This is a genomic window from Planotetraspora phitsanulokensis (assembly GCF_016863295.1).
Classification (GTDB): Bacteria; Actinomycetota; Actinomycetes; order Streptosporangiales; family Streptosporangiaceae; genus Planotetraspora; species Planotetraspora phitsanulokensis.
The window spans coordinates 20,396-41,211 of sequence record NZ_BOOP01000029.1; the positions used below are offsets into that span (position 1 = coordinate 20,396).

Genomic DNA, 20,816 nt, shown 5'->3' on the forward strand with positions numbered 1-20,816 from the left:
GGTAATGTGGCGCCCGTGAGTGACGGCACGGCCGACAGGAGCGGGGGCCAGGTCAGCCGCAGGGCCGAGTACGCGGAGGCGACCCGGCAGGCCATCGTGGACGCGTCCCGCCGGCTGTTCGCCGAGCGGGGCTTCTTCGCCACGAAGGTGGACGACATCGCGCGGGCCGCCCGGGTGGCGCCCGCGACCGTGTACGCGGTGGCCGGCGGCAAGCAGGGGCTGCTGCGCACGCTGATGGACGCCTGGACGACCGCGCCCGTCGTCGCGGCCACCCTGGAGCGCATCGAGCGGCTCGACGACCCGGTCGCGATCCTGCGCACCGTCGCGACGGTGACCCGGGAGATGCGGCAGGAGTTCGGCGACATCATGCGCGTCATGATCGCCACCGCGCCGCACGACCAGGCGGTCGCCGAGAGCCTGAAGACCGCGACGGCCCGCTACCGGGCGGGCAACGCCTTCGCGGGGCGGCGGCTGGCCGAGCTCGGAGCGCTGCGCCCGGGACTGGACGCCAAGGGCGCCGACGACATCCTGTGGTTCTACTTCGGCTACTCCGGGCTCTTCACCCTCGTGGAAGACAACGGGTGGACCTACTCCCAGGCCGAGGAGTGGCTCGTCGAGGCCGCCGGCCGGGCGCTGTTCTGACGCCGCGGACAGCCGCCGATATTCGTAGGCGCGAACCCCGCCGTACGGCGTAGAACTGCCGGATGAGCACATTCCACACCAGGCGTCCGGCCGTCTCCGACGCCGAGGCGGTCCACGATTTGGTCGCCGAGCACGACACCGCGGTCATCGGCAGGCCGGACATGACCCTGGCCGACGTCTCCGACCTGCTGGAGGAGCTCGACCTCGGCAACGACAGCTGGCTGGTCCACGAGGGCGACCGGATCCTCGGCTGGGGATGGGCCCAGCGGCAGGGGGGCGGCGACATCGTCGACATGGACGTGCGTGCCAGGACTCCGCAGGCCGCGGACCTGCTGTGGGATGCCGTGACGGAACGGGCGCCGCGGCTCGCCCAGGAGGCGGGCCACCCGCGGGTGCGGATGGACATCGCCGTCTACGAGCAGGACGCGGCCATGCGGGCGGCCGCGGGCGAGCGGGGGTTCGCCCCGGCCACCAGCTTCCATCGGATGCGGATCGACTTCCCCGCGCCCGCGCCGGTCCCCGTGCCCGGGGCGAGTGTGGAGACCGGCTCTCCCGGCGACCGCCAGTTGATGCGCACGGCCCACGGGATCCAGCAGGAGGGGTTCGCCCGGCACTTCGGGTTCGTCCCCCGGACGTTCGAGGAGTGGGTCGAGGCGATGGAGGCGTCCAGCGCCAACGACTGGAACCAGCTCCTGGTCGCTCGCCTCGACGGCGAGCCGGCGGCGATGCTGCTCGGCACCGACCACTTCGTCGAAGACGCGAACTGCGGCTACGTCAGGACGCTCGCCGTGCTCCCGCGCTTCCGGGGGCGGGGGCTCGGCAGGCTGCTGCTCGGGCACGCCTTCGCGGCCGACGAGCGGCGGGGGAGGGCGGGCACGATCCTGCACGTCGACTCCAACAACACCACCCCCGCGCTCGGCCTCTATCTGTCCGTCGGCATGCGCCCCGTGCTCGCCATCGACGTGTGGCGGAAGGAGGTCAGCGCCTCCTGAGCAGGGGAAGGGCGACGACGCCGGCGGCGAGGGACGTGGCGGCCAGCCCGACGGAGGTCACGGTGATGGCGTGCGCCGACGGTGTCAGGCTGAGGAACAGGGTGCCGAAGGCGGCGACACCGACGACCTGGCCGAGCTGGAGCATCATGGCCATCAGCCCGCTGGCGTCCGGAGCCTCCGACTGCGGGACATGGGCGAGAGCCACCGCCATCAGCGGGCTGAACGCGCCCGCCATGCCGGTTCCGATGACGGCGAAGAGCAGCTCGAGCAGCACCTCGTGGTGGCCGCCGTCGGACAGGACGGCCGCGAGGCCGAGCTCGCCGAGCGCCGTCACGACGGTGGCCGACACGATCATCGGCCGGTGCAGGCGGGCGGGCAGGCGCTTCCAGTTGAGGCTGGTCAGGCCGAACGTGGCCGCCGCTGGAATGAACAGCAGACCGGCGCGCAGGGCGCTGTCGCCGAGCGCGCCCTGAAGATGCAGGGCCATCGTGAACAGGTAGCCGCCGTAGGTGACCATGACCAGGAAGATGCCGGCCGCCGCGGGGGAGACCCCCGGCGTACGCAACAGGTTGCCGGGGACGAGCGGATGCCTGGCCCGCCGCTCCACGAGGAGGAACACGCAGAACACCACGACCGACGCGGCCATGGAGATCCAGCCCCACAGCGGCCAGTCCTGCTCGTGGCCGAGCACGAGGGGAACGACCAGCAGCGACACGGCGAGTGAGAGCGTGACCAGGCCGGGCACGTCGACGCCCTGCTCGCGGGGCACATGGCCGGTGGGCAGCAGCCTGCCGCCCACGATGAGCAGGACGACGCCGATCGGCACGTTGACCAGGAAGACCGGGCGCCACGACGTGCCGAAGAGGTCGGCGGTCACCAGCAGGCCGCCGAGCACCTGGCCCACGACGGCGGCGCCGGAGATGACCGCCGCGTAGACGCTGATCGCCTTCAGCCGGGCCGCGCCGTCGAAGGAGAGCTGGATCAGGCTGAGCACCTGCGGGACCATCAGGGCGGCTCCCGCGCCCTGCAGGAGCCGGAAGGCGATCAGAAGGTCGGCGGACGGGGCCAGCCCGCACATCAGCGAGGCGACGGTGAACAGGCCGAGGCCGTAGAGGAAGAACTTCCGATATCCCACCAGGCCGCCGAGGCGGGCGCCGGTGATGAGGAGCATCGCGTACGCGATGGTGTAGCCCGAGATGACGAGCTGGAGAGCGGATCCGCTGGCGTTCAGGTCCGTACGCAGCGTGGGGGCCGCGACGTTGACGATGGAGACGTCGAGGATCGCCATGAACTGCCCGGCGAGGATGACGGTGAGCAGCCATGACCTCGACCGCTGCGCCGGGGGCGCGGCTGTTGCGAGGGTAGTCATGGTGTCATCATGGGGAGGCCCCGGTACCAGTAACGAGAGCCTGCTGATACTGGTACTGGCACCACCAGGCTGTGCGCGCCGCCGTCAGCCGGAACGGGAGGACGAGCATGGCGACGGCCACGGACACCAGGCGGGACCAGCTCGCCTCGTTCCTGCGGAGCAGGCGGGAGCGCGTCACACCCCAGGACGTGGGGCTGCCGCCGGGCACGCGCCGCCGTACGCCGGGGTTGCGGCGCGAGGAGGTCGCGCAGCTGGCCGGGGTGGGCGTCACCTGGTACACCTGGCTCGAGCAGGGCCGGCCGATCAACGCGTCCGTGCAGGTGCTGGACGCGATCGCGCGGACGCTGCGGATGGATTCCGCCGAGCGGGAGCACCTCTACCGGCTGGCCGACCTGCCGGAGGTGGTCGAACCGGGCGCGGACGACGAGCTGGACCCCGAGATCCACCAGATCCTCGGGCACCTCGACCCGGTGCCCGCCTGCGTGTACAACAGCCGCTACGACCTCCTCGCCTGGAACGCCGCCTACGCCGCCTTCTTCCCCAACCTCATCCGTCAGCCGTCGTGCTGCCGCAACGTGCTGTGGCTGGTGTTCGCCATGCCGGGCTGCTGCTGCCCGATCCTCAACCGGGAGCAGGAGTTGCCGCAGATGGTCGCCGCCCTGCGGGGGGCCTACGCCCGGCACGCGGGCGAGCCGGCGTGGACGGCACTGGTGTCCCGGCTGTGCGCGGAGAGCCCCGAGTTCGCCCGGATGTGGGCGACGCACGACGTGGCCAGGCCGGGCAGCCGGATGAAGATCCTTAAGCACACGTCCGCCGGGCTCATCCGGGCGAACTCCACCAGCCTGGCCCTGTCGTCGCCACAGGAGACGCGGCTCGTCGTCTACAGCCCGATGGACGACGAGAGCAAGCAGCGGATCGAATGGGTGCGGGCGCATCCGGGGACGCCGGCCTGTGAGCATGACGTGGCGTAGAGCCGTCGCATCGCCCATCAGGGGAAGATCCTCCCGTCGTCGCACACCGGGTCCCGCGAATCTTCGCATTTACCCCAAACGGGTAGCAACATCTCTGGCGCCAATCCTGCGTTTCGGCGGAAACGGCTGCCACGGTGGAAGGAGGTGTGACATATTGCGCCCGGATCGCGGTCAACCGGGGGTATCGGCGCGGTCAAGTGAAACGGGGGATCGGCGGGGCCGGACGGGCGTTTGTTGCGTGGCCCTGCAATTCCTTGACACATGATCGCTGCCGGGAGTACAAACCACCCAGCGCGTCGCATGTAACCGCTTTTCACCGCGGTATGGCGCTTTCCGCCCGTCGAAGCGTTGCCGAGCCCTGCCGAACGTCGCCGAATGAGGTGGACAGGATCTTCACCGTAGAAGAGGCCAAGTCGCTGTTGCCGAAGGTGCTCGAACACGTCCGCGAGCTCGTCACGTTACGGGCCGATCTGGCGGAGCTCTCCTACGACCTGAAACAGTCGGGGCTCTCCGCCATCGGGGGGATTCCCGAGTCCAAGGCGTTCGAGGCGCGGATGGACGAGATCCTCAGCTGGTTCGCCGCCGAGGGCATGGAGATCAAGGGGGTCGCCCCCGTGCTCATCGATTTCCCCGCCGTGCTGGACGACGGCGTCTCCGTCCGGCTGTGCTGGATGGAGGGGGAGGAGGAGCTGGCCTGGTACCACCGCAGCGAACTGGGCTTCGCGGGCCGCAGGCCCCTCCTCGGCGACCACATTCAGTCGCCAGCCTGACCTGGGCGTGCCCCGCCCGGCGCGGGCGGGGACGCTACTCCGCGAGGTCGTCGAAGTCGGGAAGGTCGCCCAGCGCGGCGCCGTAGCGCACGCACACCATCCTGGCCACGGCCTCGTGGGCGCCCAGAGGCGAGGAACAGCCCGCTTCGATCGACTCCGCGGCGGCCGTGATGCGGTCGGCGTCCGCCTCGGGCCCGATGACGTAGGGCGCCACGGCCAGCCGGTTCGCGCCGATCTTCCGCAACCGCTCGGCCGCGTCCCTGACCGTCGGCACGCCGTCCAGCGACGCGGCCACCACCGGCAGCGTGAGCCGGGAGGCCAGCAGGACGACGACGGTCCTCTCGGCGTCGCGCGCCGCCTCGTCGCCTCCCGCCGTCGTGACGATGATCCCGTCGACGGGCGAGGTGACGTTGAACAGGCGCATGCGGTCGGCGCGGGCCAGGCCGGCCTCGGACAGCCGGATGTGCAGCGCCTCGGCGAGCAGCGGGTGCGGGCCGAGAGGCTCGGTGACCTTGACGGTGGCCTCGCTCTGCGTCACGGCGTCCCGGACGGCGCGCAGCACGCGCGGGTGGGGCCCCGTGACGAGGGGGACGACCACGGCGGACGGGCCCTCGGCGGTGCGCTCGGCCGATATCGCGGAGAACTCCGTGATGAGGTCGGCGCCGCCGTCGCCGAGGGAGACGAGACGAAGGTCGATCTGGGGGTTGTCGAGCTTGATGACGGCGGCCACCTCGGTCGCCACCTCGCCGGCCTTCCCCGGGACCGCCAGGACCAGAGAGGGGGCGTCGGCCGGCAGGTTCGCCGGCAACGGCCGTCGGTGACGGCCGCTACCCATTCGGGAGGATCGCTCCCGGATAGGGAGCTTTGGCGGCTCTTCGTGACCTTCGTTCACATCGGCGGATTCTAGGGCGAATCAGCGCCAATAGCAGAACCAACGCGCGGCTTGTTGCCGACGGGTGATCATTCGCGTCCGGTCCCCCGGGACGGAGCCGCCTCCCGCGAGGCGCTGGAAGGGCCGTTCGCGGGACGGGGTGATCCTCGCCTGGGAGAACCCGGCCTGGCCGTCCTGGGTGGCTCTCAGCCCCGCGCAGACCCCCGCCGGAGACGTGAGAGCCTGGGCGGGCATGGGAGAGGACGGATGATGATCTCGGTTTTCGGCAGCGCCAACATGGATCTGGTCGCCTACACCGCGAGGGCTCCCCGGCGCGGTGAGACCGTGGCGGGCAGGGCGTTCGCGACGATCCCCGGGGGCAAGGGCGCCAACCAGGCGACGGCCGCGGCCCGGGCGGGTGCGGACGTCGCCTTCTTCGGCGCGGTGGGGGACGACGCCTTCGGCCCCGTGATGCGGCGGGGGCTGGAGTCCGCGGGGGTCGACGTGAGGGGCCTCAGGACGGTCCCGGGCTCCTCCGGCATCGCCCAGATCGTCGTGGACGACGACGGATCCAACTCGATCATCGTCATCCCCGGCGCTAACGGCTCCGTCACGGGCGCCTCGGCGGAGGATCTCGAGGTGATCGGCCGCTCCGACGCGTTGCTGCTCCAGTTGGAGCTCCCCATAGCGGCCGTGGTGGCGACCGCACGGGCCGCCCGGGCGCCCGTCGTCCTCACTCCCTCGCCGGTCCGGGAACTCCCGCGCGAACTGCTCGACGCCGTTGCACTGATCGTCCCGAACGAGCACGAGGCGCGGGCGATCACCGGTCGGGCCGACCCGGAGGAGGCGCTCGACGCGTTGCTTGAGCGTGTGCCGGAGGCGGTCGTCACCCTCGGGTCCGAGGGCGCCCTGTACGGATCACGCGGGGGGGAGCGCCTGCGTGTGCCCGCCGTGCCGGTGCGGGCAGTGGACACGACCGCCGCGGGCGACACCTTCGTCGGCGCGCTCTGCGTGGCCCGCGCCGAGGGCCGGTCCAACGCGGAGGCCCTGCGCTTCGCCGCGACCGCGGCGGCCCTGTCCGTGCAACGGGAGGGGGCGAGCACGTCCATGCCCACCCGCGCCGAGATCGACGCGGCTCTGACGACCTGACTCCTGATTCCCCGAGCCGGTCGGCGTCGGGCTGAGTCCACGCCTCGGTGAGCACGGCGGAACATCTCCCGTTTTGTCGCCGGCCGCTGAATTTGGGAGCCTGTGACGTTCAGGTGACCGGCTGACGGGGGAGCGCATGGGGATCCACGACCTGTCCGCGGGAGACGGTGTCCTCGCCCACGTGGAGGCGGTCGCCCGGCGCGCTCTGCGTCACTACGACGTGGCGCCCGACGCGGAGGTCCGCCTCATCAACGTGTCGGAGAACGCCACCTTCACCGTCGACGACGGCGGCGTCCGCACCGTCCTGCGCGTCCACCGGCTCGGCTACCACTCGCCCCGGGCGATCGCGTCCGAGCTCGACTGGGCCCGGGCGCTGCGGGTCGAGGCGGGGGTGCGCACGCCGGGGGTGATCCCCGCGCGCGACGGGTCCAGGATCGTCACCGTCGAGACCCCGGGAGCCGACACCCGCCAGTGCGTGATGTTCGAGTTCCTGCCCGGCGGCGAGCCGCCGCTGGACCGGCTGGTCGAGGACTTCGAGCCGCTCGGCGCGATCACGGCGCGGATGCACCTCCACGCCCGCGGGTGGACCCGGCCGCCGGAGTTCACCCGCTTCCACTGGGACCTCGACGCGGCCTTCGGCGCCTCCCCGCGCTGGGGGAGCTGGCGGGACGGTCCCGGTATGGACGCCGAGGCCCGCGCCGTCCTCACCCGGCTGGAGGCGAGGCTGCGCGACCGGCTGCTGCGTTTCGGCGCGGGACCGGAGCGCTACGGACTGATCCACGCCGACCTGCGCCTGGCCAACCTGCTCGTGGACGGCGAGGCCGGGACCAGCGTCATCGACTTCGACGACTGCGGCATGGGGTGGTACCTCTACGACTTCGGCGCGGCCGTCAGCTTCATCGAGCACGACCCGCGGGTGCCCGAGATGATCGACTCGTGGGTGCGCGGCTACCGGTCCGTGGCCGACCTGCCGCCCGCCGACGAGGACGAGATCTGGACGTTCGTCATGTTCCGCCGTCTGCTGCTCGTCGGCTGGATCGGCTCCCACTCCGCGGTCGACGTCGCGCGCGAACTCGGCGCGGGATACACCCGAGGCACGTGCGAACTCGCCGAGCGCTACCTGGCAACTCCGTGATCATGGGAGGCCGCGACGTATCGTGGCGGCATGACGCTGGAGGTCGACGGCAGGGAAGTGAAGATCACCAATCCTGACCGGGTGGTCTTCCCGCAGACCGGGCACACGAAGCGGGACCTCATCGCCTACTACCAGGTCGTCGCCGAGGGCGCGCTCCGCGGCGTGGCCGACCGGCCGGTGATCCTCAAACGGTTCGTCCACGGCACCGACCAGGCGGCCTTCTTCCAGAAGCGGGCGCCGTCCAAGCGGCCCCCCTGGGTCGAGGTCGTCGAGCTGAGCTACCCCTCCGGCCGCACGGCCGACGAGGTCGTCATGCGTGACCTCGCCCATCTGCTGTGGACGGTCAACCTCGGCTGCGTCGACCTCAATCCGCATCCCGTCCGCGCCGAGGACCTCGACCATCCGGACGAGCTGAGGATCGATCTCGACCCGGTGCCGGGGATCGAATGGGAGCAGATCGTCTCGGTCGCCCTCGTCGCCAGGGACGTGCTGGAGGAGCACGGCCTGACCGCCTGGCCCAAGACGTCCGGCTCCCGCGGTTTCCACGTCTACGCGGCCATCGAGCCCCGCTGGGCCTTCCGCGACGTACGGCGGGCCGCCGAGGCCGTCGCCCGCGAGGTGGAGCGCAGGGCGCCCGGCGTCGCCACGAGCCGGTGGTGGAAGGAGGAGCGCGAGGGCGTCTTCGTCGACTTCAACCAGAACGCCAGAGACAGGACCGTGGCCTCGGCCTACTCGGTCCGCCCCACGGGCCTGGTCTCCACCCCGCTCGCGTGGGACGAGGTCGAGCGGCGCAGGCCGGACGAGTTCACCCTGGCGACCGTGCCCGACAGGTACGGCGAGGCCGGCGACCCATGGGCGGGGATGCGGGAGCAGGCCGGCTCGCTCGACGGCCTCCTCGAACTGGCCGACGGCCAGGAGCCGCGTCCGGCGGCGCCCAAGGGAACCGGACGCCGCGTGTCCGTCATGCCACTGATCGAGATCGCCAGGGCCGAGACCAAGGAGGAGGCCATGGCCGGCCTCGAGCGCTGGAAGGCCAGGCATCCCGAGGCCGCCGCCCGGCTCGAACCCGCCGACGTCCTGGTCGACTCGATGCGCGGCAGCAGCACCAACTGGACGCGGATCCGGGTGAACCTGCAGCACGTCCCCGAAGAGGAGCGGCCCGCCCAGGAACCCCTCGAAGTCGACTACGACCCGTGGCGCGGCCGGTAGATCTCCCACAGTTCGCCGAGGAAGAACCCGCAGAAGCGGGCCAGTGAGGACGGCCCGTCGGGGCCCGCGGTGCGGAACGTCGTCAGCATCTTGACCAGGTCGGTGGGCAGGATGTGCAGCGTGCCCGCGGCGATGACCTTGGCGTCGTCGTCCGCGCCCTCCTCGACGTGGCCCTCCAGCAGCCGGGCGTACAGCGTTGAGGTGTCCAGCCACAACCGGGTGGGCGGGCCGTGGTGGACGTCCTTCCACCCCGCGAGGGTGCGCGGCCGGTTCTCCGAGTCCCAGAAGTGCAGCCGGTAGCGCATCTCCCTGCGGTCGGGCGAGTCCCCGGGCACGAACAGGTTGAACCAGCCGCGGGTGATCGGGCGCCTGCCCCCGCACATCCCGGACTCGACCCAGCCCTCGGCCCTGGCCTGATGCTCCGGCTCGGTGAGGAAGCGCTGCACGTCGTCGGCCGTGATGGTGAGGCGGAACATGAACTGGCCCGCCTCGGACGTGCCCATCCGCGAGTGCGGATCGGTCCTGCCCACCGCGAGGGACCCGCGCATCTCCTCGACGAACCACAACGACGTCGGGTCGCCGGGGGAGCCCGCGTCCCACGCGGGCACGGCGGCCTTCGCCCGCGGCGCCTCGAGGGCGGCGGTCCGCCGGTTCTCGAGGATGCGCGTCGACATGCGGTCGGACAGGGCCGCGATCGTGAGCGCCGGGTTGGCGCCGACCGGTCCCGGCATCGCCGCGCCGTCCGCGATGTAGAGCCCGGGGTAGCCGAAGACCTCCCCGTAGGCGTCGCAGACGCCCTCCCCGGGATGGCGGCCCATGGGAGCCCCGCCGAGCGGATGGACGGTCATGACCCGCTTGTGCCGCCACGACGGGCTGTCGGCGTACTCGGCGCCCAGCACGTCGCTGATCCGCCGCATCGTCGAGCGGACCCGGTCGAAATACTCCTCGCTGGTCTCCGCCGTCCAGACCACGTCGAGCCGGCCGTCGCGCAGCCTGAGCACACCGTCGGGCACGTCGCGGCCCATCCCGAGGAGCGGCAGCGAAGTCCCGGACAGCTCGCCCGGGCCGATGAGCCCGGCGATCTCGGCGGACAGGTTGGTGTCGTGGGTCACCAGGCCGCGCAGCCGCTCCAGCAGGAACCGGGCGGCCCTGCCGAGCTCGCTTCCCACGCTGGCGCCCTCGACGAGGAAGTCGACGAACGAGGGGTAGCCGCCGTCCTCGATGTAGGCGCCCCGGCCCTCGTCGCCGTCGGCCAGCCTGATGGCGCTCGTGATGACCGGGCCGCGGCTCGCGTTGATGGGCCTGGTCCTGGTCCGGTCCTTGGCGCGGAGCAGGAACGACAGCAGGTCGCCGTTGCCCGAGTACCGGGTGCCCAGCGCCTCGCTCAGGCGGGGGAACCGCGCGCGGTTCTTCAGCAGCAGCGAGGTCGTCCCGTACGTGCCGGCGGCCAGGACGAGACGGTCGCAGCTGATCGTGTGCGGGCCGGTCCAGAGTCCGCGGCGCGGGCCGTCCTCGTTCTCCGCGCGCGGCATGTGCTCGACGTAGTCGACGTCGTAGCCGCCGCCGACGCTGGGCCGGATGGCCCGCACCTCATGGAGGGTGCGCAGGTCCGCGCCGTTGCGGCGGGCGGCGGCCAGGTAGGTGTGGTCGAGGCTGTTCTTCGCGCCGTCGTTGCACCCGATGTCGCACTCCCCGCACAACCGGCACGTACGGCGGGGCACGCCGTGGGCGTTGCCGTACACCGGGTCGACGATCGGCAGCCCGAGCCCGGGCTCCGCGCCGGGTGAGGGGGCGAAGCTGACCGCGAGGGGCGGCAGCCGCCAGTCGAGCCCCAGCTCCGCGGCGGCGTCGCGCATCGCCAGCGTCTTCAGCGTGTCGTCGTAGCTCGGATGGCCGAGCGGGTACGGCGTCGCGCCGATCATGCGCTCGACCACGTCGTAGTGGGGGTCGAGGTCGGCCCGGGTCACCGGCCAGGACTCGTATCCGCCGCCGGGAAGGGGCTCGTCCCGGACGAACCAGCTCTCCTCCTTGCGCAGCAGCACGTTCGCGTAGATGAGCGAGCCGCCGCCGAGCCCGCTGGACACCACCGAGTCGCAGTCGCGGAAGCTCCACACGTCGAACAGGCCGTGCAGGCCCTCACGCGGATCCCAGAAGGCCTGCCCCAGCTCCGAGGGGCTGCGGGGGAACGAGCCCGGAGGGTACGGCCTGCCCCGTTCGAGCACCACCACCGACAGTCCCGCCTCGGCGAGCCGGTAGGCCGCCACAGCGCCGCCGAAACCCGAGCCGACCACCACCGCGTCGACGTGTTCCATCTCTTTCGCTTTCCGTATCGCCCCGTGCGCCGAGTGGCCGAGTGGCCAGAGCCGGTCTAGTGCCGCTTGATGAAGTCGAGGATGTGCGGGAACACGTCCAGGTGCGCGTCCTTGCCGATCAGCGTGTCGATGTGCCCGTAGCCGGGAACGATCCGCAGCTCGTGCCGTCCGGGTGCGGCCTCGGACAACCTCTCGTGGCACACGATGTTGGAGTCGGTGAAGACGTCGTTGTGGTCGCCGGTCATGAGCAGGATCGGCGTCGTGACGTCGGCCGCCGCCGCCAGGTAGTCGTCCCCCAGGTCGTCGTGCCGGCGATCCCCGGGGTCGAACCTGACCGCCTGCCCGGCCGCCACCATCTTGTGGACGTGCCGGTAGTAGTGCATGTCGCACGCGCCGTTGAGGTCGGCGAGGCGCTCGTGCAGGTGGGTCTCCGGCCGCAGGTTGCCGTGGCGGTACATCGCGGGCTTGCCGCTGCCCCACATGAAGCTCTGCATGTGGCAGGCCGGCTCGTCGCACTCGGGATGGAGGAACGAGACCGCCCGGGCCAGCAGCCAGCGGCGGGTCAGCGGCGGCGCGTCCTTGAACCGCGGATCGAGGTAGGACAGGCCCGTGCCGTACTCCATCAGCACGGGCCCCAGGGACAGCTTGACCCTGGACCACCGGTGCACGCGCGGCGTCAGCGCCACGCTGTTGGCGACCATGCTCGCGATCCCGTCGACCGCCCCGGCGAACAGGCTCATGCTGAACGACAACGACCCGAGGCAGTGTGCGACCACGTGAATCCGCCGCGCCCCCACATGGCGGCGGAGTTCACGCAGTGCTGCCGGGTAATCGAAATGGGCGATGTCGTCCAGCGTGTGCCTGCGCGTCTCGACGTTGTACGGGAACCGGTTGCTCATCCGGAAGTCCAGCGCCCATACGTCGCCGAAACCGTTCTCGTGCAGGAACCCGACCAGATTGGTGTGCTCCGGCATGATGAACATGTCACTCGACGAGGTCAGGCCATGGATGAGCAGGACCACGTCGTCCGGCGTCCCCTCCGCCGTCGGACCTCCCGCCCGGCGGAACCGGGTCAGCGTGAGCCCCAACTCGTCCTCGGTGGCGAACGGATGGACCGAGACCTCGGCTTCCCGCACGCCGTCAAGCGTGAACCGGGGAATTCGGTGTTCCATCTGATCGTCCTCCTTGGCCCAGGCCAACGATCCCAATCCGGCGGTGTCCGGCGGCATCGTGGAAAACCCGTACTCGTGGTGAGACGTCAGTGGCGCCGGTTGAGCGCGGTGGCCACGCCCACCCGCGACGAGACGTCGAGCTTGGTGAAGATGCGGGACAGATGGGTCTCGATCGTCCGCACGCTGAGGAACAGCCGCTGCGCGATCTGCTGGTTCGTGAGCCCTTCCGCGACCAGCCGGGCCACCTCGAGCTCCCTCGGCGACAGCCCGAGATCCGCGGCCTCCCGGCCGGCGCCGGCCGCGCTCGGCGCGCCGCTCACGCGGACGCCGAGGCGGCGCAGCTCACGGTCGGTCTGCGCCTTGAGGCCCCGCGCACCGCACGCGTCGAACGCGGCGGCGGCCGACCTGAGGCTGTCGCGCGCCGCGCTCCTGTCGCCGGCCTCTATGTGGGCGAGCCCGGCCGTCAGCAGGGCCCGGCCGGCGTCGAGGTCGCGCTGTCCCGCTGACAGGAGGCGGGCCGCCTCCTCCGCGGCGGCGGCCGCGGCCGCCGGGTCCTTGTCGCGCAACGCGTGGGCCCGCGCGAGGGGGACGATCCCGGACGACGTCTCCAGTCCCCGGTCGTCGAGCTGCGCCGCGCGCGCCGCCCACGACATCGCCTCGGTGTCGTCGCCGCGAGACGCCGCCACCCGGGCCAGGACCTCGCACGACGCCGTCAGCGTCGCCCGGTCGAGGCGCGGCGCCTCGAACCGGTCGCACGCGTCGAGGACGGCCTCGGCGCCCTCCTCCAGCCGCCCCGCGTTGATCAGCGCCTGTCCCCGCGCGTAGCGGGCCTGGGCCCCCCACACCTCGCCGCCTCCGACGCCGCGCTGCACGGCCTCGTTCCCCGCGAGCAGCGCGGTTTCGTCGTCACCCGCCCACGACGCGGCCAGGCAGACCTGAGTGAGCGCGAACACGAGCTGCTGCCCCGAGTCGAGCAGCCGGGCGCCCTCCACGGACTCCTCGGCGGTGGCCATCGACTCGGCCAGCCGTCCCATCGTCACGAGCGTCTTGGCCCGGCCGGCGAGCAGGTTGGTGAGGATGTAGCTCTGGCCGGTCGCGCGGGCCACCTCCGCCGCCCGGTCGAAGTGGCGCAGCGCGTCGCCGTACCGGCCGAGGTTGATCTCCGCCCAGCACAGCCAGGCGATGGCGTCGAGCCACTCCGCGAGATGGTCGTCGGGCACGGAGGCGAGAAGGCGGTCGGCCGCCTGGGCGTACCCGAGCGCGTCGGCGGCGCGGCCCGCCGCGTAGGCCGGCATCGGGCGGAGCGCGGCCACCGCGACGGCGAGGCCGGGCTCCCAGTCCTCGGCCGCGTCCGGCATCAGGTCGAGGACGGCCTGGGCGGCGCGGAAGTCGACGCGCATGAGGCTCTCCGCGACCAGCCGCATCCGCAGGGGCACCGCGGCGGCCGACCGCGGGTTGGGCATGCGGCTCAGCTCGTCGAGGAGCAGCGCGCGGGCCTCCTGCGGGCGGTCGAGCTGGCGCTCCATGAGGGCGCACACCCGTGCGGCCCGGCCTCTGCGCGGATAGTCGTCACCGGGGAGGAGCCGCAGCAGCTCGCGCGCGGTGTCGCGGCCCTCTGCCAGCCTCCCGCTGACGCCCTGCGCCCAGCTGAGCTCCATCAGCAGGGCCAGGCGGTCCTCACGCGTCGAGTGGTCGTCCGGCATGAGCCGCAGCGCGGCCTGCAGCCAGTGGGCCGAGGTGGCGGGCGCCTGCGTGATCACCGTCCGGGCGGCCGCGAGCAGGACGCCGACGGCCTTGTGGTCCCCGAAGGAACCGGAATGCTGCACGTGGTGGGCCTGGACGGTGGAGGGCGCGCCCAGCTCGGCCAGGTGGGCGGCGATCCGCGCGTGGGCGCCCACACGCCAGCCGGCCGCGGCCGACTCGTAGGCGGCCCACCGGACGAGGGGATGCCGGAAGCGGAAACGCCCGCCGCGGGTCCTGACGATGTCGCGCTCCACGAGCTCGTCGATGGCGGCAAGGGCCGTGGCCTGGGACACCTCGGCGGCCACGGCGGCGATCGCCGGCTCGAATTCGTCCGCGGCCACCGCGGCCGCCTGCGCGACCCGCAGCGCGTGGGGGGACAGGACGCCGAGCTCGACCTGGAGCACGGCCGGCACGGTGGGCGGCAGCTCCCCCGCCTCGGTGTGGTCCATCCGCGCGAGGGCCTCGAGGTAGAACGGGTTGCCCCCGCTGGCGTCGTAGAGGGCCTTGCCGCGGCTGCGGGCGACCTCGGGGCCGAGGAACTCCTCGACCTCCGCGCGGCTGAGCGGCCCGACCGCGACCTCGTGGCCGCGCGGCCCGGCCGCGGTGACGAGCGTGGCCAGGCGCGGCGGTGCCTGCGCCGGCCGGTAGGCCGCGGCCACCAGCACGGGACCGCCCGGAGGGTGCCGGACGACGTGGTCGAGGAACTCCATGGAGCTCTCGTCGGCCCAGTGGACGTCGTCGAGGATGAGGACGAGCCCCTTGGACCCGGCCAGGGCGTCGATCATCTGGCGCAGGGCGCGGTAGAGCCGGTAGCGGGCCAGTCCGCTGCGGTCGTCGGCGACGCCCTCGCCGGTGTCCTGCGCGGCCAGGGCGGGGAACACCCCGGCCAGCATGGCGGCCTGCGCGGCTCCGACGGCGTCGACGACGTCCGCGTGCCGGGCGTCGATGTGGTCGTCGAGTGCGTCCACCAGCGCGCTGTACGGCATGACCTGCTCGTACTCTGCGGCTCTTCCCCACAGGGTGGTGAACCCCTGCGCGGCGGCCATGGTCATCAGTTCGGACAGCAGCCGCGTCTTGCCCGCTCCGGGGTCGCCGACCAGGGTCAGGAACCGGAAGCCGTCGCCGATGCTCAGCGCGCTCCGCAACATGTCCAGTGCGTCCCGCCGTCCGACCAGAGGCCCTGCCGGTGCGCCTGGCGCAGGCGCGGGAGAGCCGGTCACGGCCGGCGAGGTCGTACGACCGTCCATTCCCACCCCACAGCGACGCGGAGACGCCCGAGGTCCCGATCGCTCGCGCCGACATTCCTCAGTAAACGCACTTTACAGATCATGCTCCCCCCACACCGGACACACAACGTCATTAACCCCCTATGGAAATTATTCGAAAAGAAACCGGTCAGTTCTCCCGTTTCCGGGGTCAGCGATGCGCCGCCGGGTACGAGCAGCCTCGTTCGCGCAGGTCGTCTCAGCCATGTGGCTGCCATGTAGCAATGCATGTAGCAATGTCGGAGCTGTCGCGTCACCGCGGAGGTGCCAGGTGCCTGAGCCGATCGCCGACCACGGGGGAAGGCGCACGCCGTACGGACCTCCGGGTGGGGTGGAACGGCTCGCCGCGGCACTGCCGGGACGCCTGCGTGACGCGCTTCCCGCGGAGATCGGCCTCGGCAGCCCCTGGCCCGTGCGGGTCGACACCTTCCTCGACGAGGGTGTGACCGAGGCCGACGTCGACGCCTGGGTCCAGAACGTCTCGGCCACCCACTCGAGCGGCGACGCGCTCGACATCGGGGTGCGGGACGGTCGGATCGTGGGCGTCCGCGGCCGGGCGGTGGACCGCGTCAACCACGGCCGGATCGACCCCCGGGACCGGCACGGCCCGTCGACGGCGGGCGACGGCGTCCGGCTGACCCGCCCGATGATCAGGCAGGAGGGCCGGCTGGCCGAGTGCGACTGGGACACGGCGATGGACACGATCGTCCGCCGGTCGAAGGAACTGCTCGGCCCGCCGGGAGGCTGGGGCCGCCTCGGCTTCTACACGGGCGGCAGGCTGCTCCTCGAGGAGCACTACACGCTCGCGGTGATCGCCAAGGCCGGGATCGCCACACCTCATGTCGACGGCAGCACCCGCGTCGGCGACGCGACGGCCGCCGCCGCGCTCAAGGCGAGCTTCGGCGCGGACGGGCAGCCCGGCTCCTACACCGACGTGGACCACTGCGACGCCATCGCCCTGTGGGGGCACGACATGGCCGAGTCCCGGGTGGTGTGGGAACGGATGCTCGACCGTCGCCTGGGCCCGCGCCCGCCCGCCATGATCGCGGTGGATTCGCGGGACGCGCAGGTGGCCAAGGAAGCCGACGTCCACCTGCCCGTCCGCTCCGGCACCAACATCGCCCTGATGAACGCGCTGCTGCACGAACTGATCGCCGGCAACCGCGTCGACGCGGCGTACGTGGCCAGGCACACGATCGGCTTCGCCGAACTCTGCCGGGTCGTCGAGGCCTACCCGCCCAAGCGGGCGGCCGAGATCTGCGCCGTCCCCGCGGCCCTGATCGAGCAGGCCGCCGAGATCCTCGGCTCCTGCGAGCGGCTGGTGTCGACCCTCCTGCCGGGCTTCTACCGGTCCAACCAGGCGACGGCGGCGGCCTGTCAGGTCAACAACCTCCACCTGCTCCGCGGGATGCTCGGCCGCCCGGGCGCGGGAGTGTTCCAGATGACGGGCCGGCCCGCCGGTCAGCACGCCAGGGAGACGGGCGCGAGCGGCGACCTCCCGGGGATGCGCAACTGGGAGAACCCGGACCACGTGCGGGAGCTCGCCGAGTTGTGGAACGTCGAACCCGCGGCCATCCCGCACTGGGGGCCGCCGACCCACGCCATGCAGATCTTCCGCTACGCCGAGCAGGGCTCGATCCGGCTGCTGTGGATCTCCGCCGCCGACCCGGTGGTCGCGCTGCCCCACGCCGACCGGGTCCGCAGGGTCCTCGAGAGCGAGGAGCTGTTCCTCGTCGTCCAGGACCTCTACCTGACCGAGACCGCCCGGCTGGCCGACGTCGTCCTCCCCGCTGCGGGCTGGGGGGAGAAGCCGGGGACCGTCACCGGCGCCGACCGGACGGTCCACCTCTGCGAGAGGGCCGTGGAACCCCCCGGGGAGGCCCGGGCCGACCTGGACGTCTTCCTCGACTACGCCCGGCGGATGGACTTCCGCGACCGGGACGGGGCGCCCCTCATCGCCTGGCACGACGCGGAGTCGGCGTTCGAGGCGTGGAAGGCCTGCTCGAAGGGCCGGCCGTGCGACTACACCGGCATCACCTACGACCGGCTGCGGGGGGCCGGCGGAATCCAGTGGCCGTGCACCCCGTCGACGGGCCACGGCGCCGAGCGGCTCTACGCGGGCGGGCGGTTCGCCACCGACCCCGGCGTCTGCCAGAGCTTCGGACACGATCTCGCGACAGGCGCCGAGTGGGGCGCGGAGTACTACCACGCCAGGGAGCCGCGTGGGCGTGCGTTCCTCCACGCCGTGGACTACGAGCCCTCGTCCGAGGCGATCGGAGACGGGCGCCCGCTCTACTGGGATCCGGTGTCCAAACAGCCGATATACAGCGTGGCGACCGTGCCGGTGACGCCGGACGCCGCCACGGACGCCGAAGCCGCCGAGCTCGCGGACGTGAGAGGAGGTGCTGGGGCGGACGGCGTCGTGCCTGTTGAGGTCTCCCAACGGCTAGAGGAGGTATGAGCGATGCACCTCGCCCACTACCTGCGGCTGCTCCACAGGTCCCAGACCGCGCTGGCGGAGGCGTTCCGCGAGATCAGGCGCGGCCATCCACACGAGCCCGACATGTACGGCGTCTGCGAGCGCCTGGCCGTACAGTGCCGTGACCAGGCCAGATGGCTGGAGCCGTTCGTCCGGCGTTACGAGCCGTGGACGTCGCCCGCCCAGGAGCCGGAACGACTGCACCAGCCGCTGTTCGCGGGGACCAGGCCCGGAGGGCTCGGGCTGCTGCGCGACCTGCACGACCTCTACCTCCTGGTCACCGAGTGCGACATCGCCTGCGCGATGATCGCCCAGGGCGCCCTGGGCGCGCGCGACGACGAGTTGCTCGACGTGGTCCGCCGCTGCGGGGGCGAGCTCGCCGTCCAGCTCCTGTGGTTGCGCACCCGCATGCGGCACGCCGCGCCGCAGGCCCTGGTTGTGGCGTCCTGACCTGCCGTACGGCCCGCCGGCCGTTGCGGTTCCCCGGCGCCGCGCCTAGCGTTGACGCGGCCGGAACAAGATCGTGCGGAGGGATGCCGGGGTGGCGGGGGACGAGGAACCGGAGATCTCACCGCCGCTGCGGGCCAACCGCGGCTTCCTGATCTTCACGGGGGTCCAGACCCTGTCGGTCGCCGGCGACTCCTTCTCCGCGGTCGCGCTGCCCCTGCTCGTCTTCCACGCGACGGGGTCGGTCACGCAGATGGGGCTCGTGACCGCCCTGGCGGGCGCGGCGGCCATCGTCGCCGGAGTGTTCGCGGGGGCGATCGCCGACCGGCTGGACCGCCGCCGCCTGCTGATCGCCTGTGACGCCGTCCGGGCCGTCCTGTACGCGGTCATCCCGATCGTCTGGCTGGTCTCCCCGCAGACCTGGCTGATCTTCGTGATCGTGCCGCTCGGGGCCGCCATCGGGATGGTCTTCGAGGTGACGTACGTCACCGTGGTGCCCGCCCTCGTCGCCGAGGGCCAGGTCATGAAGGCCAACAGCCATCTCTACGGGACGTACGCCGTGGCGAGCCTCGTCGGTCCCGCGCTCGGCGGCACGGTCTCCGCGCTGCTCGGTCCCGCCGCCGCGATCGGAATCGACGCGGCGACCTTCGCCGTCTCCGCCGCCGGCCTCTGCCTGGTGCGCCCGCGTGCGCGGGCGACTCCCGCGCCGGCGGCCGCCGAGCTCGGGGGAGCGCGGCGGGGGGCCTTCTCCGACTTCCTCGCCGGCGCGCGGTTCCTGTGGCGGCACCCGGTCCTGCGGACGCTGACGGTGCTGCTGTCGGTCCTGACCTTCGTCACGTACGGCATGTCCGACGTGCTGATCTACCACCTCAAGCACGACCTGGAGCAGCCCGACTCCGCGGCCGGGTACGTGCTGGCGGCGGCGACCGCGGGAACGCTGGCGGCCGCTCTCCTGGCACCCGCCCTGCGCAGGTCCCTGGGCTTCGGCCCGCTGTGGATCGGCTGTTACGCCCTGGGCGGCCTCGCGGTCGCCGGGATCGGCCTGGCGGCGAGCGTCCCGGCGGTGGCGGTGCTGGCGACCGTCTTCCTCTTCTGCACCGGCGCGGCGGGGATCTCCTCCATGTCGCTGCGGCAGGAGGTCACTCCCGACGCGCTGCTCGGCCGGGTGACGTCGGCCTTCTGGACGGTCCACTCGGCCCTCGGGCCGCTCGGCGCCGCCCTCCTCACCTGGGCGGCCTCACGGCATGGTGTGGCCGCGGCGTGCCTGGTCGCCGGGCTCACGTGCGTGGTGATCGCCGTGGTGGCCACGCTGACGCCGGTGCGACGGCCCCGTCCGGAGGGACTCGGCGCCGAGACCGCGTGATCCCCAAGGTGATCTACCCTTGGTAGCCGCGAGGCCGATCACCGGGGGGCTGATCGCCGAGGCCGGCCCCAGCGGTGTCCCGCGGCAGTCGGCACTGAGGAAGGTAACGCACCACATGAAGCGTGGAAGGCTCCTGGGAATCGCCGCGGCCGGAGGCGTCGCCGCGACGGTCCTGGTGATCGCGACGCCGACCCACGCGGGACCCGGGTGCGGAACGCCGTTCAACGGATTCGACATCGGCTCGGAGCTCCGGACCGCCGTCACGACCGTGGAGACCGCCGAGGGCGCGCGGACCCTCGTCGTCCGGCTGGTCAACGGGCGGATCTTCGACGAGTCCCGCGCGGTCATCACCGATGGGTACCGCCCGGGAGACCTTGTTTGGGTCGAGCGCTCCTACGACGACAGGTCGACCTGGACCACGTGCGGTCCGTTCAGCGCGTCCTCGTCGAACGAGCAGGACAACATCGGCGCCTGGATGCGCGCCTGCGCCGCGACGAAGGAGGACGGCGTCGACGGAGGCATCTGCACGCGCTGGTACTTCGACCACGACTGATCACGGATCCGGATACGCCGAAGGCCTCCGGGACGTCCCGGAGGCCTTCGGATCTTGCGGTGGGCGATACTGGGATTGAACCAGTGACCTCTTCCGTGTCAGGGAAGCGCTCTCCCGCTGAGCTAATCGCCCGTGCCCAGTGCTTAACGCACTCTGCGAGCGGAAGACGGGATTCGAACCCGCGACCCTCACCTTGGCAAGGTGATGCTCTACCACTGAGCCACTTCCGCGTTGTCGCGAGATGAATCATTCGCGACGCTTCGCCAACTCTAGCGGATCCCCGGGCGTCCCGGCGCCATCGCGTCCGTCCCGAGGACATGATGATGTTCCCCGTGATGTCATCGGGACGTCATGGGAGATCTTCTGACCGGGTG

The 20,816-nt window shown here is 72.1% G+C and carries 16 protein-coding genes and 2 tRNA genes; 11 read left to right on the top strand and 7 right to left on the bottom strand.

The window, feature by feature from the left end:
- Window positions 1-15: 15 nt before the first annotated feature.
- A complete protein-coding gene (locus Pph01_RS29000) occupies window positions 16-642 on the top strand; it encodes a TetR/AcrR family transcriptional regulator (RefSeq protein WP_204076340.1) in 627 nt (208 codons plus the stop codon).
- A gap of 62 nt (window positions 643-704) precedes the next feature.
- Complete coding sequence (locus Pph01_RS29005; RefSeq protein WP_204076341.1) at window positions 705-1,634, top strand: GNAT family N-acetyltransferase; 930 nt, start codon at window positions 705-707, stop codon at window positions 1,632-1,634.
- On the opposite strand, the gene Pph01_RS29010 is transcribed toward Pph01_RS29005, so the two are convergent.
- On the bottom strand, window positions 1,621-3,003 hold the full coding sequence (locus tag Pph01_RS29010; RefSeq protein WP_204076342.1) for an MFS transporter: 1,383 nt from the start codon (window positions 3,001-3,003) through the stop codon (window positions 1,621-1,623). The two genes, Pph01_RS29005 and Pph01_RS29010, sit on opposite strands and share 14 nt — an antisense overlap.
- 107 nt (window positions 3,004-3,110) lie before the next feature.
- Here Pph01_RS29010 and Pph01_RS29015 point away from each other — a divergent pair, with 107 nt between their 5' ends.
- Window positions 3,111-3,974: a helix-turn-helix transcriptional regulator gene (locus Pph01_RS29015; protein ID WP_204076343.1), complete on the top strand. Its 864-nt coding sequence runs from the start codon at window positions 3,111-3,113 to the stop codon at window positions 3,972-3,974.
- Between the two features lie 380 nt (window positions 3,975-4,354).
- Window positions 4,355-4,744 carry a DUF2203 domain-containing protein gene (locus tag Pph01_RS29020; protein ID WP_239117097.1) on the top strand — a complete coding sequence of 130 codons (390 nt, stop codon included), beginning with the start codon at window positions 4,355-4,357 and terminating at the stop codon, window positions 4,742-4,744.
- A gap of 34 nt (window positions 4,745-4,778) precedes the next feature.
- Here the strand turns inward: Pph01_RS29020 and Pph01_RS29025 are convergent, their stop codons facing one another.
- On the bottom strand, window positions 4,779-5,552 hold the full coding sequence (locus tag Pph01_RS29025; protein WP_239117098.1) for a sirohydrochlorin chelatase: 774 nt from the start codon (window positions 5,550-5,552) through the stop codon (window positions 4,779-4,781).
- Window positions 5,553-5,885: 333 nt separating this feature from the next.
- On the opposite strand from Pph01_RS29025, the gene Pph01_RS29030 reads away from it, so the two are divergent.
- From Pph01_RS29030 to ligD, 3 genes are all read left to right on the top strand, one after another.
- Entirely contained in the window at window positions 5,886-6,764 is an 879-nt protein-coding gene (locus Pph01_RS29030) for a ribokinase (protein ID WP_204076479.1), read from the top strand.
- 136 nt (window positions 6,765-6,900) lie between these two features.
- Window positions 6,901-7,899, top strand: coding sequence for a phosphotransferase enzyme family protein (locus tag Pph01_RS29035; RefSeq protein ID WP_204076346.1), 999 nt, complete (start codon window positions 6,901-6,903; stop codon window positions 7,897-7,899).
- 30 nt (window positions 7,900-7,929) lie between these two features.
- On the top strand, window positions 7,930-9,108 hold the full coding sequence (gene ligD, locus Pph01_RS29040; protein ID WP_204076347.1) for a non-homologous end-joining DNA ligase: 1,179 nt from the start codon (window positions 7,930-7,932) through the stop codon (window positions 9,106-9,108).
- Here ligD and Pph01_RS29045 read toward each other — a convergent pair.
- The 3 genes from Pph01_RS29045 to Pph01_RS29055 all read right to left on the bottom strand — a co-directional run bounded on the left by Pph01_RS29045 (window position 9,084) and on the right by Pph01_RS29055 (window position 15,582).
- Window positions 9,084-11,420 carry an FAD-dependent oxidoreductase gene (locus Pph01_RS29045; protein WP_204076348.1) on the bottom strand — a complete coding sequence of 779 codons (2,337 nt, stop codon included), beginning with the start codon at window positions 11,418-11,420 and terminating at the stop codon, window positions 9,084-9,086. The genes ligD and Pph01_RS29045 overlap by 25 nt on opposite strands.
- A gap of 56 nt (window positions 11,421-11,476) precedes the next feature.
- Window positions 11,477-12,592 carry an alpha/beta hydrolase gene (locus tag Pph01_RS29050; RefSeq protein ID WP_204076349.1) on the bottom strand — a complete coding sequence of 372 codons (1,116 nt, stop codon included), beginning with the start codon at window positions 12,590-12,592 and terminating at the stop codon, window positions 11,477-11,479.
- Between the two features lie 86 nt (window positions 12,593-12,678).
- Window positions 12,679-15,582, bottom strand: coding sequence for a helix-turn-helix transcriptional regulator (locus Pph01_RS29055; protein WP_204076350.1), 2,904 nt, complete (start codon window positions 15,580-15,582; stop codon window positions 12,679-12,681).
- Between the two features lie 289 nt (window positions 15,583-15,871).
- Between Pph01_RS29055 and Pph01_RS29060 the strand changes: the two genes are divergently transcribed.
- The 4 genes from Pph01_RS29060 to Pph01_RS29075 all read left to right on the top strand — a co-directional run bounded on the left by Pph01_RS29060 (window position 15,872) and on the right by Pph01_RS29075 (window position 20,442).
- On the top strand, window positions 15,872-18,061 hold the full coding sequence (locus tag Pph01_RS29060; RefSeq protein ID WP_239117099.1) for a molybdopterin-dependent oxidoreductase: 2,190 nt from the start codon (window positions 15,872-15,874) through the stop codon (window positions 18,059-18,061).
- 3 nt (window positions 18,062-18,064) lie between these two features.
- On the top strand, window positions 18,065-18,529 hold the full coding sequence (locus Pph01_RS29065) for a hypothetical protein (RefSeq protein WP_203884875.1): 465 nt from the start codon (window positions 18,065-18,067) through the stop codon (window positions 18,527-18,529).
- Window positions 18,530-18,620: 91 nt separating this feature from the next.
- The gene (locus Pph01_RS29070) at window positions 18,621-19,889 is read left to right on the top strand and encodes an MFS transporter (RefSeq protein WP_204076352.1); all 1,269 of its coding nucleotides are present in this window, start codon (window positions 18,621-18,623) and stop codon (window positions 19,887-19,889) included.
- A 115-nt stretch (window positions 19,890-20,004) separates the two neighbouring features.
- Window positions 20,005-20,442 carry a hypothetical protein gene (locus tag Pph01_RS29075; RefSeq protein ID WP_204076353.1) on the top strand — a complete coding sequence of 146 codons (438 nt, stop codon included), beginning with the start codon at window positions 20,005-20,007 and terminating at the stop codon, window positions 20,440-20,442.
- A gap of 60 nt (window positions 20,443-20,502) precedes the next feature.
- Here Pph01_RS29075 and Pph01_RS29080 read toward each other — a convergent pair.
- Window positions 20,503-20,574: transfer RNA gene (locus Pph01_RS29080), tRNA-Val, on the bottom strand.
- A gap of 26 nt (window positions 20,575-20,600) precedes the next feature.
- A tRNA-Gly gene (locus Pph01_RS29085) sits at window positions 20,601-20,672 on the bottom strand.
- Window positions 20,673-20,816 lie beyond the last annotated feature (144 nt).

Bases quoted from the DNA above. Each gene is read 5' to 3' on its own strand.
- Pph01_RS29005 (WP_204076341.1), top strand. From the start codon at position 705: ATGAGCACATTCCACACCAGGCGTCCGGCCGTCTCCGACGCCGAGGCG.
- Pph01_RS29010 (WP_204076342.1), bottom strand. From the start codon at position 3,003: ATGACTACCCTCGCAACAGCCGCGCCCCCGGCGCAGCGGTCGAGGTCA.
- Pph01_RS29015 (WP_204076343.1), top strand. From the start codon at position 3,111: ATGGCGACGGCCACGGACACCAGGCGGGACCAGCTCGCCTCGTTCCTG.
- Pph01_RS29030 (WP_204076479.1), top strand. From the start codon at position 5,886: ATGATCTCGGTTTTCGGCAGCGCCAACATGGATCTGGTCGCCTACACC.
- Pph01_RS29035 (WP_204076346.1), top strand. From the start codon at position 6,901: ATGGGGATCCACGACCTGTCCGCGGGAGACGGTGTCCTCGCCCACGTG.
- ligD (WP_204076347.1), top strand. From the start codon at position 7,930: ATGACGCTGGAGGTCGACGGCAGGGAAGTGAAGATCACCAATCCTGAC.
- Pph01_RS29045 (WP_204076348.1), bottom strand. From the start codon at position 11,420: ATGGAACACGTCGACGCGGTGGTGGTCGGCTCGGGTTTCGGCGGCGCT.
- Pph01_RS29050 (WP_204076349.1), bottom strand. From the start codon at position 12,592: ATGGAACACCGAATTCCCCGGTTCACGCTTGACGGCGTGCGGGAAGCC.
- Pph01_RS29055 (WP_204076350.1), bottom strand. From the start codon at position 15,582: ATGGACGGTCGTACGACCTCGCCGGCCGTGACCGGCTCTCCCGCGCCT.
- Pph01_RS29065 (WP_203884875.1), top strand. From the start codon at position 18,065: ATGCACCTCGCCCACTACCTGCGGCTGCTCCACAGGTCCCAGACCGCG.
- Pph01_RS29075 (WP_204076353.1), top strand. From the start codon at position 20,005: ATGAAGCGTGGAAGGCTCCTGGGAATCGCCGCGGCCGGAGGCGTCGCC.